This window comes from Isoptericola sp. NPDC055063, from assembly GCF_053608125.1.
Genome location: NZ_JBSGUW010000004.1, coordinates 269,551 through 285,201, shown reverse-complemented (window position 1 = coordinate 285,201; position 15,651 = coordinate 269,551). Strand labels below are relative to the sequence as shown.

General features: G+C 72.0%; 13 protein-coding genes. 8 read left to right on the top strand and 5 right to left on the bottom strand.

Annotation, left to right across the window (positions count from 1 at the left end; translation table 11 throughout):
- Positions 1–100: 100 nt before the first annotated feature.
- A complete protein-coding gene (locus ACWF41_RS07015; RefSeq protein ID WP_380327074.1) occupies positions 101–1,069 on the bottom strand; it encodes an SMP-30/gluconolactonase/LRE family protein in 969 nt (322 codons plus the stop codon).
- A 363-nt stretch (positions 1,070–1,432) separates the two neighbouring features.
- Between ACWF41_RS07015 and gdhA the strand changes: the two genes are divergently transcribed.
- Entirely contained in the window at positions 1,433–2,770 is a 1,338-nt protein-coding gene (gene gdhA / locus ACWF41_RS07010) for an NADP-specific glutamate dehydrogenase (RefSeq protein ID WP_380327071.1), read from the top strand.
- A gap of 93 nt (positions 2,771–2,863) precedes the next feature.
- Here gdhA and ACWF41_RS07005 read toward each other — a convergent pair whose 3' ends face one another.
- Both ACWF41_RS07005 and ACWF41_RS07000 read right to left on the bottom strand, forming a co-directional pair.
- On the bottom strand, positions 2,864–3,349 hold the full coding sequence (locus tag ACWF41_RS07005) for a Dps family protein (protein ID WP_380324194.1): 486 nt from the start codon (positions 3,347–3,349) through the stop codon (positions 2,864–2,866).
- A 122-nt stretch (positions 3,350–3,471) separates the two neighbouring features.
- The gene (locus ACWF41_RS07000; protein ID WP_380324192.1) at positions 3,472–4,407 is read right to left on the bottom strand and encodes an alpha/beta hydrolase family esterase; all 936 of its coding nucleotides are present in this window, start codon (positions 4,405–4,407) and stop codon (positions 3,472–3,474) included.
- Between the two features lie 67 nt (positions 4,408–4,474).
- Between ACWF41_RS07000 and ACWF41_RS06995 the strand changes: the two genes are divergently transcribed.
- Entirely contained in the window at positions 4,475–4,873 is a 399-nt protein-coding gene (locus ACWF41_RS06995) for a hypothetical protein (protein WP_380324189.1), read from the top strand.
- A gap of 97 nt (positions 4,874–4,970) precedes the next feature.
- Here the strand turns inward: ACWF41_RS06995 and ACWF41_RS06990 are convergent, their stop codons facing one another.
- The gene (locus ACWF41_RS06990; RefSeq protein ID WP_380324186.1) at positions 4,971–7,202 is read right to left on the bottom strand and encodes an NADP-dependent isocitrate dehydrogenase; all 2,232 of its coding nucleotides are present in this window, start codon (positions 7,200–7,202) and stop codon (positions 4,971–4,973) included.
- A gap of 157 nt (positions 7,203–7,359) precedes the next feature.
- Here ACWF41_RS06990 and ACWF41_RS06985 point away from each other — a divergent pair, with 157 nt between their 5' ends.
- On the top strand, positions 7,360–8,856 hold the full coding sequence (locus tag ACWF41_RS06985; RefSeq protein ID WP_380324183.1) for an RNB domain-containing ribonuclease: 1,497 nt from the start codon (positions 7,360–7,362) through the stop codon (positions 8,854–8,856).
- Positions 8,857–8,919: 63 nt separating this feature from the next.
- Here the strand turns inward: ACWF41_RS06985 and ACWF41_RS06980 are convergent, their stop codons facing one another.
- Positions 8,920–9,357, bottom strand: coding sequence for a YybH family protein (locus ACWF41_RS06980; protein ID WP_380324180.1), 438 nt, complete (start codon positions 9,355–9,357; stop codon positions 8,920–8,922).
- A 245-nt stretch (positions 9,358–9,602) separates the two neighbouring features.
- Here ACWF41_RS06980 and ACWF41_RS06975 point away from each other — a divergent pair, with 245 nt between their 5' ends.
- From ACWF41_RS06975 to ACWF41_RS06955, 5 genes are all read left to right on the top strand, one after another.
- On the top strand, positions 9,603–11,354 hold the full coding sequence (locus tag ACWF41_RS06975) for an ABC transporter substrate-binding protein (RefSeq protein WP_380324177.1): 1,752 nt from the start codon (positions 9,603–9,605) through the stop codon (positions 11,352–11,354).
- A 148-nt stretch (positions 11,355–11,502) separates the two neighbouring features.
- Positions 11,503–12,495 (top strand): ABC transporter permease, encoded by a 993-nt coding sequence (locus ACWF41_RS06970; protein WP_380324174.1) that lies wholly within the window; start codon positions 11,503–11,505, stop codon positions 12,493–12,495.
- A complete protein-coding gene (locus tag ACWF41_RS06965; RefSeq protein ID WP_380324171.1) occupies positions 12,488–13,540 on the top strand; it encodes an ABC transporter permease in 1,053 nt (350 codons plus the stop codon). The genes ACWF41_RS06970 and ACWF41_RS06965 overlap by 8 nt, the downstream gene beginning before the upstream one ends.
- Positions 13,537–14,460, top strand: coding sequence for an ABC transporter ATP-binding protein (locus ACWF41_RS06960; RefSeq protein WP_380324168.1), 924 nt, complete (start codon positions 13,537–13,539; stop codon positions 14,458–14,460). The genes ACWF41_RS06965 and ACWF41_RS06960 overlap by 4 nt, the downstream gene beginning before the upstream one ends.
- Positions 14,457–15,287: an ABC transporter ATP-binding protein gene (locus ACWF41_RS06955; RefSeq protein ID WP_380324165.1), complete on the top strand. Its 831-nt coding sequence runs from the start codon at positions 14,457–14,459 to the stop codon at positions 15,285–15,287. The genes ACWF41_RS06960 and ACWF41_RS06955 overlap by 4 nt, the downstream gene beginning before the upstream one ends.
- Positions 15,288–15,651: the final 364 nt, after the last annotated feature.

The following is a 15,651-nucleotide window of genomic DNA, read 5'->3' as shown; positions in this document are numbered from 1 at the left end:
GGCCGACAAGCCCGTTCTTTTTTTGTTTTGTTCTCCTCCGTACCCCCAAACCCCCCCCCCCCCCCCCCGCTCACAGCGTTCTGGGCAGTGGGGTAGCGGGTCAGCCGGCGAAGGGGTTCGTCGTCACCTGGTAGGGCGGGGTGGCGGGGCCGTCGCCGAACTCACTCTCGACGAAAAGGACGCGCCCGCGGAGCTCCTTGGCCGTGGTGAAGACCTTGGTCGGGTCGGTGTCCTGCTGGCCGAGGTAGCGGGCCTGCGATCCGTCGGCGGACAGCCGCAGCGTGGCGATCGCGTGGTCGAAGTTGCGCACCACGGTGAGGCGGTTGCCCTGCCGCACGAGGCCGTCGGCGTTCACGAGGTCCGCGGCACCGGTGTCGATCGCGCGGACCGAGCCGTCGAGCCCGAAGCGCCACAGGTCGCCCGTGTTGCCCTGCGCGACGACGAACGCGCTGCGGTCGGCCGACAGCACGATGCCGCCGAGGTTGAAGCCCTCCTGGCGCTCGACCGTGCCGGTGGCGTCGGCCCAGACCTCGGCCTCCCAGCCGTCCGCCCCCTGCGCGACGCGGTAGATGCGGGGGTCGTTGGAGTCGGTGAAGTAGGCGGCGCCGTCCGGGCCGATCGCGACGTCGTTGAGGAACGCCTCGTCGGCGGGCACCTGGAGCGCGGCGAGCAGGTCGCCCTCGGGCGAGTACACCCACAGGTCGGGGCGGTCGCCCGTGAGACCGTTCGGGCCGCCGGCGACGTAGACGTTCCCCGCGGCGTCCACGGTGATGCCGCGCGCCGTGGTGCGGCCGTCGGCGCCCTCGGGCAGCCACTCCTTGGTCCGGCCGTCGCGCACGTCGCCGCGATGGATCTCGCCGCCGGTGACCTCGCTGACGTAGAAGGTGCCGCGGCGCTGGTCGGCGCCGATGCCCTCGAACCGGCTGCCCTCGGGGTCGCCGGTGAGCGCGTACGAGGCGGGGCGCCCGTGGTCGACGTCCCCCTGCGCGAGGGCCGGCTGGGCGCCGACCAGGCCCAGGCCGCCGAGGGCCGCGGCGGCGGTGACGGTGGCGACGAGTCGCTTGTTCATCGAGCTCTCCTGACTGCTTCCACGAGCCGCGTCTCGGCTCCGGCGTCCAGCGTGCGACGCCGCGGACGGCCGAGGCATCGCACGGCCGGGGACGGCGGCCTCATCCGAACGGATGAGGCGGGCCGCGGATGAGACGCGCGCCACGTGGGGCTTCCGTCGTCGAAGGCCTTCGACGACGTGAACTCTCGCGTCACCTGCCCGGTCGGCGCGAGAGATCGCACCACGGGCCTCCGGGGACCGGATCGCGCCGTCTCGCCGCGTGAGATGGCGTCTCGCCGGTCGGCTACCCTGCGAAGGTCGTGCGTGTGCCGTGCCGCCCTCCCGGGCCCGCGGGCGCGTCCCCACCGACCGGGAGGAGCCCCGATGGAAGACCGTCTGCAGCCAGTGTTCGCCGAGGTGCTGCGGCGCAATCCCGGCGAGGTGGAGTTCCACCAGGCCGTGCGCGAGGTCTTCGAGTCGCTGGGCCCGGTGCTGCGCAAGAACCCGCAGTACGTGGAGGCGGCGGTCCTCGAGCGCATCTGCGAGCCCGAGCGGCAGATCATCTTCCGCGTGCCGTGGGTCGACGACACCGGCCGCGTGCGGATCAACCGCGGCTTCCGCGTCGAGTACAACTCGGCCCTCGGCCCGTACAAGGGCGGCCTGCGCTTCCACCCCTCGGTCTACCTGGGGATCGTGAAGTTCCTCGGCTTCGAGCAGATCTTCAAGAACGCGCTCACCGGCCTGCCCATCGGCGGCGGCAAGGGGGGCTCCGACTTCGACCCGCGCGGCCGCTCGGACGGCGAGGTCATGCGGTTCTGCCAGTCGTTCATGACCGAGCTGTACCGCCACATCGGCGAGTACACGGACGTGCCGGCCGGCGACATCGGCGTGGGCGCCCGCGAGGTCGGGTACCTGTTCGGGCAGTACAAGCGGATCACCAACCGCTACGAGTCCGGCGTGCTCACCGGCAAGGGCCTCACCTGGGGCGGCTCGCTCGTGCGTCGTGAGGCCACCGGCTACGGCGCGGTCCTCTTCGCGCAGAGCATGCTCGGCACGCAGGGCGAGAGCCTGGACGGCCGCCGCGTCTCGGTCTCCGGCTCCGGCAACGTCGCGATCTACGCCGCCGAGAAGGCCGCGCAGCTCGGCGGCCGCGTCGTGACGTTCTCCGACTCCTCCGGCTACGTCGTCGACGAGGCCGGCATCGACCTCGACCTCCTCAAGGAGATCAAGGAGGTGGAGCGCGGCCGCGTCGCGGACTACGTGGAGCGCCGCCCGGGCGCGCGCCTCGTGACCGACGGCAGCATCTGGGACGTCCCCACCGACGTCGCGCTGCCGTGCGCCACGCAGAACGAGCTCAGCGAGGCGGACGCCAAGCAGCTCGTTGCGAACGGCGTGCGCGCCGTCGCGGAGGGCGCCAACATGCCCACGACGCCCGAGGCCGTGGGGCTCCTGCGCGACGCCGGCGTGCTGTTCGGCCCGGGCAAGGCGGCCAACGCCGGCGGTGTGGCCACCTCGGCGCTCGAGATGCAGCAGAACGCGTCCCGCGACTCGTGGAGCTTCGAGCACACCGAGTCCCGCCTCGCGGAGATCATGACCAACATCCACGACAACTGCCTCGCCACGGCGGAGGAGTACGACGCCCCGGGCGACTACGTCGTCGGCGCGAACATCGCGGGCTTCACCAAGGTGGCCGACGCGATGATCGCCTTCGGCGTGATCTGACCGGCACAGGCCTCGACGAACGACGACGGCGCGTCCCCGACCGGGGGCGCGCCGTCGTCGTGACCGGGTCCGGGCGATCGCCCGCGGGCCGGCTCAGACCTCGTGGTTCTCCGACGAGATCATCCACGCCTGCTTCTCGAGGTCGGTGATGATCTCGTGCAGCAGGTCGGCCGTGGTCGGGTCCTCCGCGTCGACGTCGTCGTGCACCTCGCGCGCGACCTCCGTGGCCTGCGCCACGCGCTCGACGATCGCGTCGACCGTGTCCTCGACGGACACCAGGCCAGCGGGGTACGGGGACAGGTCCGTCGTGGTGGCGACGGTCTCGGTGCGCCCGTCCGGCACGGCCTGGAGCGCGCGGAGCCGCTCGGCGACGGCGTCGCTGTGCTCGCGGGCGACGTCGACCAGCTCGTCGAGCTGGAGGTGCAGGTCGCGGAACCCGCGGCCGGTGACGTTCCAGTGGGCCTGCTTGCCCTGGACGTGCAGGTCGACCAGCGCGACGAGCACGCGCTGCAGGTGGGCGCGGAGGGTGTCGGACGCGGCGGCGCGGGGAGTGATGCGCTTCATCGTGGGAGTGGTCATGGGTGAACCTTCCTTCCGGTGACGATCGCTCTCTTGAACCATTCCAGGTTAGGGAGCCTTCCCGCGCGCCGCCAGCAAGGCCAGGCGAGCCTTGGTCGGGCGCTGGCAGACAGGCAGACGGCTCAGCGCTCGCCCGTCACGAGGTCGAGCACCGACGTCGCGAACGTCCCGGTGAGGGCGGGGGCGTGCCCGGCGCCCGCGATCGACCACAGCTCGACCGAGGTGCCGCCCGAGCACCCGTCCCACGTCGTCGCGGTGGTCTCGGCCTCGGGGATCGCCCCGTCGAGGTCGCGCCCTGCGGTGGCGCCCGTGGGCGCCGGGTCGCAGCCGTCGAGGCGTGCCCAGTCGGCGGCGGACCTCGCGGCCGACGGGTAGGCGTGCCCGTCGCGGACCCCGCCGTCCGCGCGGATGACGGCGTCGGCGGTGCCGTGCGCCTGCACGACGGTCACCGCGCGCGAGGGACGGCAGGCGCCCTCGTCCGCGGGCATCGCCCCCGCGAGCGACACGGCGACGGACACGAGGTCGGCGTGGTCGCACGCCGTGCGGTAGGCCATGAACCCGCCGTTCGAGTACCCGACGACGGCGACCCGGTCCGGGTCCACGGCGTACGTGGCCCCGAGCGTGCGGATCACGAGAGCGAGGTAGGCGGAGTCGTCGACGCCGGCGCGGTCGACGCCGCAGCAGGCGTCGCTCGCGTTCCAGAACCGCCGGCCGTCGGGGCCCTCCGTCCCCTCGGGCAGGGCGTAGAGCACGCCGCGCGCGAGCGCCCCGTCGCGCAGCCCGAGGGCGGCGTCCACGCGGGCGGCGCCGGAGCCGAGGCCGTGCAGGACGACGACCAGCGGGGCCGGGCGGGCGGGGTCGTACGAGGGCGGCACGTGGACCTGGACGGGCCGACCGCCGACGTCGACGCTGCCGGTCGCGCCGGGCGGCAGCGCCTCGGCGGCCGCGAGCACCAGGGGCGGCTCCGCCGACTGCGGCGGCACCCGGGAGCCGCAGGCCGCCAGGAGCAGCGCGACCACCGCGAGGATGGTCGCCGCGAGGGCCCGGTGCGCCGGCATGCCGCCGATTGTCGCGTGCGCGACGCGCCCGGCATAGGCTGAAAAAGGGTGCGGAGGTGGTGCTCCGATGACGTGGCAGCTGGCGCTCGTGACGGTGGCGGTCGTGGCGTTCGTGACGGTCGCCGCATGGTCGTGGGTGCGCTCGGGAGCGCACCGGGAGGCCGTCGAGCGGCGGTCGCGCCGCCGTCGGGACCTCGCGTCCGACCCGCTCCTGACGCTGACCGTCCAGGTGCGCCTGGGTGAGCTCTCGCGCGAACTGCGCGCCATCGACGACGACCCGCAGGTGTACGCGCGTGCGCACCACTCCCGCGCGGCGCAGTCGGCGTACGACGCCCTGCTCCGGGAGGCGTGCCGCCTCGCCGGGCTGAGCGTCGTCGACCTGCCGGTGCGCGCCGGCGAGCGCGCCGAGTCCGCGGAGCGGCTGCGCGAGGAGCTGGAGCTCAGCTCCCGCGGCTGGTCCTGGTAGCACGCCGAGGTAGTTCCCCCTAGGAGGTCGGACCACCCCGGGGGAACTACCTCGGCGATTTTCGAACTACCTCGCGAGATTCCGGACTACCTCGGCGCTACAGGGCCTCGAGCGCCGTGTTGAAGGTGGCGGACGGGCGCATCACCGCGGCGGCCTTGGCCGCGTCGGGGCGGTAGTAGCCGCCGATGTCGGCGGGCGAGCCCTGCACGCCGACGAGCTCGGCGACGATCGTCGACTCCTGCTCGGCGAGCGACGCGGCCAGCGGCCCGAACGCGGCGGCCAGCTCGGCGTCCTCCGACTGCGCGGCGAGCTCCTGGGCCCAGTACAGCGCCAGGTAGAAGTGCGAGCCGCGGTTGTCGATCCCGCCGACGCGGCGCGTCGGGGACTTGTCCTGGTCGAGGAACGTGCCCGTGGCGCGGTCGAGGGTGTCCGCGAGCACCTGGGCGCGCGCGTTGCCGGTGGCCGTGGCCAGGTGCTCGAACGACGCGGCCAGCGCGAAGAACTCGCCGAGCGAGTCCCAGCGCAGGTAGTTCTCCGCGAGCAGCTGCTGCACGTGCTTCGGGGCGGAGCCGCCGGCGCCGGTCTCGAAGAGCCCGCCGCCGTTCATCAGCGGCACGACGGACAGCATCTTGGCCGACGTCCCCAGCTCGAGGATGGGGAACAGGTCCGTGTTGTAGTCGCGCAGCACGTTGCCGGTCACCGAGATGGTGTCCAGGCCCTGGCGGATGCGCGCGAGGGAGAATGCCGTCGCCTCGGCCGGCGCCATGACGTGGATGTCGAGGCCCTCGGTGTCGTGGTCGCCCAGGTACTCCTCGACCTTGGCGATGAGCTGCGCGTCGTGGCCGCGCTGCGCGTCGAGCCAGAACACGGCGGGGGAGCCGGTGGCGCGGGCGCGGTTGACGGCGAGCTTGACCCAGTCGCGGATGGCGACGTCCTTGGTGGTGCAGGCGCGCCAGATGTCGCCGGCCTGGACGTCGTGGCTCAGCAGCACGTCGCCGGCCGCGTTCACGACCTCGACGGTGCCGTCGGCGGGGATCTCGAACGTCTTGTCGTGCGAGCCGTACTCCTCGGCCTTCTTGGCCATGAGGCCGACGTTGGGCACGGAGCCCATCGTGGCCGGGTCGAGGGCGCCGTTCGCGCGGCAGTCGTCGATGACGGTCTGGTAGACGCCCGCGTACGACGAGTCAGGGATGACGGCGAGCGTGTCGTGCTCCTTGCCGTCAGGGCCCCACATGTGGCCGCCGCCGCGGATCATCGCGGGCATGGAGGCGTCGATGATGACGTCGGACGGCACGTGCAGGTTGGTGATGCCGCGGTCGGAGTCGACCATGGCGAGCGCCGGGCCGTCGGCCAGGCCCTGCTCGACGGCGGCCTTGATGGCGGCGCCGTCGGGCAGCGTGTCGACGGCGGCGAGGAGGCCGCCGAGGCCGTCGTTGGGGGAGATGCCCGCGGCCTTGAGCTGGTCGCCGTACTGCTCGAACAACGCCGGGAAGAACGCCTGCACGACGTGGCCGAAGATGATCGGGTCGGAGACCTTCATCATCGTGGCCTTGAGGTGCGCGGAGAACAGCACGCCCTCCGCCTTGGCGCGGGCGACCTGCTCCGCGAGGAAGGTGTTCAGCGCCGCGACGGACATGAACGTCCCGTCGACGACCTCGCCGGCCTCGACCTTCAGGCCGTCCTTGAGCACGGTCGAGCCGGCCGGGGTGACCAGGCGGATCGTCAGGGTGTCGTCGGCGGGGATCACGACCGACTTCTCGTGGGAGAAGAAGTCGCCGGAGCTCATCGTCGCGACGTTCGTCTTCGAGTCCGCCGACCAGGCGCCCATGCGGTGCGGGTGCGCCTTGGCGTAGTTCTTCACCGAGGCGGGCGCGCGGCGGTCCGAGTTGCCCTCGCGCAGCACGGGGTTGACGGCCGAGCCCTTGACCTTGTCGTACCGGGCGCGCACGTCCTTCTCGGCGTCGGTCTGCGGGTCCTCGGGGTAGTCGGGCACGTCGTAGCCCTGGCCCTGCAGCTCGGCGATCGCGGCCTTGAGCTGCGGCTGGGAGGCCGAGATGTTCGGCAGCTTGATGATGTTGGCCTCGGGGGTGGTGGCCAGCGCGCCCAGCTCGGCGAGGGCGTCGCCGATGCGCTGGTCGTCGCTCAGGCGCTCCGGGAACTGGGCCAGGATGCGACCGGCGAGGGAGATGTCGCGCGTCTCGAGCGTGACCCCGGCCTGGGCGGCGTACGCCTCGACGATCGGGAGGAACGAGTACGTCGCGAGCAGCGGCGCCTCGTCGGTGTGCGTGTAGATGATCGTGGCGGCCTCGGGCCGGGACTCGGTGGTCATGCGGCGATGCTCCCTAGGCAGGGCAGTGATGGACGAGAGATTGTTTGACATCAAGATATCTGGCCGCGGCGGAGCCTGTCGAAAACGGGACGCACGCCATACCGGTGCGGCGGCCGCTCGCCGCGCGGCCCCGACGGCGCGCCGTTACCGTCGAGCCGTGCCGACGCGTCAGCTCCATCTCGCCCATGCCGGCCCGGCCGAGGTCGCGGACGCCCTCGCCGCACTCCGCGCCGAGGTGGGGCTGCCCGCAATGTTCCCCGCCGCGGTCCGCGACGAGGCGCAGGAGGCCGCGAAGGGCGGCGGTTCGTCGGTCGACGGCGGCCAGGCGCGGCAGGATCGGCGCGACGTCGAGCTCGTGACCATCGACCCGCCGGGCTCCATGGATCTCGACCAGGCGGTCCACGTCGCGTCGTCCGGCCGCGGCTACATCGTGCGCTACGCCATCGCGGACGTCGCCGCCTTCGTGGCCCCGGGCGGCGCGCTCGACGCCGAGACCCACCGGCGCGGCACCACGGTCTACGGCCCGGACGTGCGCACGCCGCTGCACCCGCCCGTCCTGTCCGAGGGCGCCGCCAGCCTGCTGCCCGACGAGGACCGGCCCGCCGTCCTGTGGACGATCGGGCTGGACGCGGAGGGCGAGATCACCAGCACCTCGGTGACGCGCGCGACGGTCCGCTCCCGGGCCCGCCTCACCTACGGCGAGGCGCAGGCCCAGCTCGACGCCGGCACGGCGTCCGACTCCTTGGCCCTGCTGGCCGACGTCGGGCGGCTGCGCCAGGCGCGCGAGCGCGACCGCGGCGGGGTGTCGCTGGAGGTGCCCGAGCAGGAGATCGTGCCGCACGAGGACGGCACGTTCGCCCTCGAGCTGCGCCGCACGCTGCCCGTGGAGGGGTGGAACGCGCAGATCTCGCTCCTCACCGGCATCGCCGCGGCCGCGATGATGCGCGAGGCCGGGGTGGGCCTGTTCCGCACTCTGCCGCCCGCCGACGACCGGGACGTCGCGCGGCTGCGGCGCACCGCCGCCGCGCTGGGCATCGACTGGTCGGACGACGTCTCGTACGCGCAGCTCGTGCCCACGCTGGAGTCGCGCCGCCCGGCCCACGCGGCGTTCCTCTCCGAGGCGACGTCGCTCTTCCGCGGCGCGGGCTACCTGGCATTCGGGGTGCCGGGGCCCGACGGCGGGGCGCCGGTACCGCTCCCGGCCGACGCGCGGCACGCGGCGATCGCCGCCGAGTACGCCCACGTCACCGCGCCGCTGCGCCGGCTCGCCGACCGCTACGCCACCGAGGTGTGCCTCGCGCACGGCGCGGGGCGGGAGGTGCCGGCCTGGGTGGCCGACGCCCTGCCCGCCCTGCCCGAGACGATGGCGGCGGCGTCCCGCACGGCCGGTGCGTTCGAGCGCGGCAGCGTCGACATCGTCGAGGCGGCGCTGCTGGCGGGCCGCGAGGGCGAGGGGTTCGACGGCGTCGTCGTGGACGTGCGCGGTGCGAAGGGCGACGCCGAGGGCGGGGTGCAGCGCGGCGAGATGATGCTGACCGAGCCTGCGGTCCGGGCGCGCGTCGACGGCGCCGACCTGCCCCTCGGCGAGCGCGTCCGGGCGACCCTCGCCGCGGCGTCCGTCCCCGAGCGGCGGGTGCTGTTCACCGTGCCCTGACGCTGCCCTGACGCTGCCCTGACGCGGCACCGACGCCGGCCGCCCCGGCCGGGCGGCCGTCGGTCAGGGTTCGAGGTCGGTGATCCCGGCGCCGGTGCGCACGTCGAGCGGCACCGAGACCTGGTCGTGCGCGACCACCCAGCGGTCGCCGTCGCGGCGCAGGCCGAACGTCCCGCGCACCCACATGCCGCCCACGGCCGTGCCGTCGGCGAGGGTGCCGCTGAGCCGGCCGAACGCGTGCCCGAAGGCGACGCGGTCGTCGACGGTGAGGGTGAGGTCGCGCAGCTCGTAGTCGACCGTGGCGAAGGTGTCGAACACCCGCGTCCAGTTGCGCAGCTTGGCGTCGATCCCGACGTGCTGCAGGGGCGGCTCGACGTCGAACGACACGACGTCGTCCGCGTAGAGGTCGCGCAGCACGTCGAGGTCCTTGGCGCGCAGGGCGTCGGCGATCGACCCGAGCCGTCGCCGGATCTCGGCGGGGTGGTCCTGTGTCGCGGTCATGGTGGGCTCCGTCCTGAGTGGTCCTCGTGGTCGTCCACCGTCCCGACGAGACAGCGGGCCGAGACGTGAGGCCGGCCCGGTCGTCGGCGTCGTGACCGCACGAGGTGACGTTTTGATAACACTCCTGCCTTATAACGATTCAACCCCTAGCGGACCACCCCGATGTATTCGTTAAGGTTCCTGCCCTACGGCCATTGCGGTACCACCGCGGCGTGACGACGCGTCGCCTTCCGGAAGGACCCACGATGAACCGACGTACGACGCGAGGCCGGTGGCTGATGGCGGCCGCTGCCCTCACGAGCGTGACCCTCCTGGCCGCCGGGTGCTCCGGTGGCGACGGGGAGGGCAACAAGGACGGGAGCTCCTCGAGCGCCCCCGCGGCCGAGGGCAAGGCCACCGACCGCGAGCTCGTGATCTGGGCCGGCTCCCAGACCCCGATCACGGCCAACTTCAACCCCTACGCCGTGGGCGTGCTCCACCTCGCCAACGGCGGCATCTACGAGACGCTCTTCGCCTTCAACAAGCTCCAGGACGTGGACCCGACGCCGATGCTGGCCGAGTCCTACGAGTGGAACGCGGACGGCACCGAGCTCACGGTCAAGATCCGCCAGGGTGTGACGTGGAACGACGGCGAGGCGTTCACCGCCGACGACGTCGTCTACTCGTTCACCAACGCCACCGCCAAGCCCGTGTACCTCAAGGACGCCGTCGCGAAGGACGAGTCCACGGTCGTCTTCTCGTTCGACGACCCGGCCTACGCCAACGAGTTCGCGATCCTCGGCAGCACCTACATCGTGCCGGAGCACGTCTTCGCCGAGCACGAGAAGGACTCCGGCAAGGACGCCGAGGGCAACGCGCTCGAGGGCCTGGTGGCCTGGGCCAACGCGGAGAAGCCCGTCGGCACCGGCCCGTACATGGTGGACAGCACCTCGAACGCGGCCTACACCGCCAAGGCCAACCCGAACTACTGGGGCGGCACCCCGAAGGTCGCCTCGCTGCGGTACGTCGGCATCGACCAGAACCAGTCCGCCGAGGACCTGCTCACCACCGGCCAGATCGACTGGTCGACGATGTTCGTCCCCGACCCGGACCGCGTCACGTCGACCGGTGCGTACGGCTACGTGAACACCCCGGTCGACCCGACCGTGCTGTACACCTGCGCCAACGTCGACCTCGGCTGCGAGGGCGACCAGACGGACGTCGCCGTCCGCCAGGCCCTCAACGTCGCGATCGACCGCAAGGCGATCAACGACAAGGCCTTCGTCGGCCTCGCCAAGGAGATCTCGCCGACGTTCGCCCTGCTCGGGCGCGACGACAAGTGGATCGCCGACGGCATGCCCAAGGAGTCGCCGCAGACCGCGGACGCCGCGGCCGCCGCGAAGATCCTCGAGGACGCCGGCTACACCAAGGACGACAAGGGCTTCTACGGCAAGGACGGCAAGGCGATCGACCTGACGCTCACGTCGGTCGACGGCTGGACGGACTACAACAGCGCCGCAAAGCTCATCGAGGAGCAGGCCAAGGCGGCCGGCATCAAGGTGACCGCGTCCACCATCTCGTGGAACGAGTTCGCCGACGCCCGCGTCTCCGGCGAGTTCGAGCTCATCATGGGCGGCGTCGTCGGCACCTCGATCGCCGACCCGTTCCAGATCTACCGCGAGTGGTTCACCGGCGACTACACCCAGAAGGTCGGCAAGGCCCTCGAGCCCGGCGAGTGGAACTTCTCCCGGTACGACAACGACGACGTGAACGCGGCCGTCCAGGCCGCCTCCGAGACGAACGACGAGGCCGCCAAGAAGGACGCCTACGCCACCGTCCAGGAGCACATCGTCGAGGACCTGCCGTACATCCCGCTGGTCGTGAACGCGTCGCAGACGTTCTTCAACACGACGGCCTACTCCGGCTGGCCCACCGACGACGACATGTACATGTTCCCGCCGTCGTGGCAGGGCCCGTCCTCGGGCGTCATCCTCGGCAAGCTCGGCGGCGCCGAGTAGTCGACCCACCAGACCGGGTGACCGGCGGGCCCGCCCGTCGGTCGCCCGGTCCGGCGCACCCGCGCCCTGCACCACCAGCACCACGACGACGTGACGCACCAACGAGGAGGAGCCGCATGCCCGCGAACCCGAAGGGCGGCCCGACCCCATGAAGTTCTACCTGAGGCGGATCGCCTTCTACGCAGTCACGCTGTGGGCCGCGATCTCGCTGAACTTCTTCATCCCGCGCCTGCTGCCGGGTGACCCGTTCGACATCCTCATGGCCAAGCTGCAGCGCGCCGGAGGCATCCCGGCGGGCACCGAGAACAGCATCCGGCTCCTCCTCGGCGCCGCCGAGAACCAGTCCCTGTGGGACCAGTACCTCACGTACTGGAAGAACGTCCTCACCGGCAACCTCGGCGTCTCCATCACCAACTTCCCGACGCCCGTCACCGAGCTCATCGGCGACGCGATCCCGTGGACCCTCGGCCTGGTCGGCACCGCCACGATCATCTCGTTCGTGCTGGGCATCGGGCTCGGCGCGTTCGCCGGCTGGAAGCGCGGCACGTGGGTGGACAGCCTCGTCCCCAGCACCACGATGTTGCAGTCGCTGCCGTACTTCTGGGTGGCACTCGTCCTCATCTTCGTGTTCGCCGTGAACCTGCAGTGGTTCCCGATCATCGGCGCCTACGACGTCTTCCACTTCAACGGTCCCGAGTGGAGCTGGGCCTTCGTCGGCTCCGTGCTCTACCACGCGTTCCTCCCCGCGCTGACGATCGTGATCTCGTCGGTCGGCGGCTGGCTGCTCGGGATGCGCAACATGATGGTCTCCACCCTGTCGGAGGACTACGTCACCACCGCCGAGGCCAAGGGCCTGCGGCCCCGCCGGGTGTTCACCACCTACGCGATGCGGAACGCGGCCCTGCCGTCGCTCGCCGGGTTCGGCGTCTCCCTCGGCTTCGTCGTCGCCGGCTCGCTCGTCATGGAGCAGGTCTTCACCTACCCCGGCGTCGGCAAGCTCATGATCACGGCCGTCCGCAACAACGACTACGCGCTGATGCAGGGGGTCTTCCTCGTCATCACGCTCGCGGTCCTCGCGGCGCTGTTCCTCATGGACCTCATCTACGGCTTCCTGGACCCGAGGACGCGCCACAATGACTGATACCCAGACACCCGACACGACGACGGCCGCCGCCGCGGCTCCCGTGAAGAAGTCCGCGCTCCGCCAGATGCTGCCCTCCATGTCGGGCAAGCTGATCGCCGGGCTCGTCCTCATCGGCGCGATCCTGCTCTTCGCGATCGTCGGGCCGTTCCTCACGCAGGACCCGCACAGCTCCGCCAACGACCCGATGCTGCCGCCGCAGCCGGGCCACTGGCTCGGCACCACGAGCCTCGGCTACGACGTCCTCGCGCAGCTCGCCGAGGGTGCCCGCGGCTCGCTGCTGGTCGGCGTGACCGCCGGCCTCATCGCCATCGTGCTGGCGCTCCTGTTCGGCGTCATCGCCGGCTACATGCGCGGCTGGACCGACGAGGTCCTCTCGCTGATCACCAACATCATGATCGTCATCCCCGGCCTGCCGCTGATGATCGTGATCGCCAGCTACCTCCAGGTGCGCAGCACGCTGCTGGTGGCCCTGATCCTCGGCGTGACCGGCTGGGCCGGCGGGGCGGTCGTGCTGCGCTCCCAGGCCCGCTCGCTGCGCGTGCGCGACTACGTCTCCGCCGCCCGCGTGGCCGGCGAGAAGACCCCGCGGATCATCCTCGTCGAGGTGCTGCCCAACCTGCTGCCCCTGCTGGCGTCGCAGTTCCTGTTCGCCATCATCCTGTCGATCCTCGGCGAGGCCGGCCTGTCCTACCTCGGCCTCGGGCCCAACGGCCAGATCACGTGGGGCACCATGCTCAACGAGGCGCAGGGCGGCAGCGCGCTCTCCCGCGGCGCCTGGTGGTGGTTCGTCCCGCCGGGCCTGCTGATCGCGCTGTTCGGCACCGGCCTGTCGCTCGTCAACTTCGCCATCGACGAGATCGTCAACCCGAAGCTGCGCCTCGCGCCGGCCGCCGCCAAGAGCGTGCGCGAGGCCCGCAAGGCCGGTCGGGACAAGCTCGGGCGCGGCGCAGCCGAGCCCGTTACGGCCGCCGTTCCCGCGGGCGACGACGCCCCGACCGACCCGCAGGACTCGCCCGGCCAGAAGGAGAGGGTCGACGTATGACCACCGCCACCACCACGGGCCCGCTGAGCTCCGCGACCCACGCCGAGCACGTCGCCGGCCTCGAGCCGGTCCTCACCGCCCGGCACGTCTCCATCGAGTACGAGGTCGACCCGCCCGTCCGCGCCGTCCAGGACGTCTCGCTGACGCTGCACCGCGGCGAGATCCTCGGCCTCGCCGGCGAGTCCGGCTGCGGCAAGACGACCCTCGCCTACGGCCTCAACCGGCTCCTCAAGCCGCCGGCGATCCTGCGCTCCGGCGAGGTCACGTTCCACGACGCGAACGGCACCGACATCGACGTCGTCGGCCTCACCGGCGACTCGCTCCGGGCGTTCCGCTGGGACAAGGTCTCCATGGTGTTCCAGGGCGCGATGAACTCGCTCAACCCGGTCATCAGCATCCGCAAGCAGCTCGGCGACGTGCTCACCACCCACCGGCCGCAGATGGGCAAGAAGGAGCGGGCCGAACGGTCCGCCGAGCTGCTCGAGCTCGTCGGCGTCGACCCCACGCGCCTCGACAGCTTCGCCCACGAGCTCTCCGGCGGCATGCGCCAGCGCGTCATGATCGCGATGGCCATGGCGCTCAGCCCGCAGGTCATGATCATGGACGAGCCGACGACGGCGCTCGACGTCGTCGTCCAGCGCGGCATCCTCCGCGAGATCATGCGGCTGCGCGAGCGGTTCAACTTCGCCGTCGTGTTCATCACGCACGACCTGCCCCTGCTGCTCGAGATCAGCGACCGCATCGCCGTCATGCGCGCCGGCGAGATCGTCGAGCTCGACACGTCCGAGTCGATCTACGCGCGGGCCCAGCACCCGTACACGCGGCAGCTGCTGAGCTCGTTCCCGAGCCTCACTGGCGACCGCGGCTCGTTCGTCCGCACCGGCGTCTCCCAGGACGCCCCCGAGGAGGAGGCGTCATGAGCGGCAGCCTCGAGGTCCGCCACCTCGTCAAGGAGTTCAAGGTCCGCAACGGGATGAGGAGCACCAAGCTGCGGGCCGTCAACGACGTGTCCTTCACCCTCGAGCCGGGCAAGACCATCGCGCTCGTCGGCGAGTCCGGCTCCGGCAAGTCGACCGTGGCCAAGATGATCTCCCAGCTCGAGACCCCGACCACCGGGGAGATCCTGCTCGACGGGAACCCCGTGCTGCGGCGCGGGAAGGGGCTGGCGTCCTACCGGCACCAGGTCCAGATGGTCTTCCAGGACCCGTTCGCGTCGCTCAACCCGTACCACACCGTGGGTCACCACCTGGAGCGGCCGCTGCGCCTGCACGGCGTCGCGTCCGGGGCCGGGCTCGAGACCGCCGTCCACGACCTGCTGGAGCGCGTCAACCTCACGCCCGCCGAGATCTACGCGGTGAAGCGGCCCCACGAGATGTCCGGCGGGCAGCGGCAGCGCGTCGCCATCGCCCGGGCCCTCGCGCCCGGCGCGCGGTTCCTCGTCGCCGACGAGCCCGTCTCCATGCTCGACGTGTCCATCCGGCTCGGGGTGCTCAACCTCCTCGCGCGCCTGCAGCGCGAGGAGAACCTCGGCGTCCTCTACATCACCCACGACCTCGCCACCGCCCGGCACTTCAGCGACGAGATCATCGTCATGTACCGGGGCGACATCGTGGAGCGGGGGCCGTCCGACGAGGTCATCCTCAACCCGCAGCACGACTACACGAAGACGCTGCTCGCTGCTGCTCCGGAGCCGTCCCGTCACGGGCGGCTGCGGGAAGAGGTGCGGGCGGAGCTGGCTGCTTCTTAGGTGCTGTCTCGCGTGGTTGCTTCCGCGCGGGTCGGCGAGTGCGCCGCGGCGACTGCTTCGCATGGGTCAGTGGGTGGGGGTGCTTCCGCGCGGGTCGGCGACTGCTTCGCGCGGACGCGTTCACGGGCGCCAGGGCGCCCTCCACTTCGGGAGGGATACGTCCGCGCGAAGCACTCGCCGACCCGCGCTTCGCTGTCACCGCACCCAGCGCCCGCGCCGACAGGGAACCCGATCCCGGCTCGACCTGAGCTGGTACGAGGGGCGCCGCGCATTGAGGGCCGCGCCCTCCTCGCGGTCCCATGACGGGCGATGACCACGCCGTGCCGGAGGGGAGGCGTGCACGACCGGGACGAGGCGGCGCCGA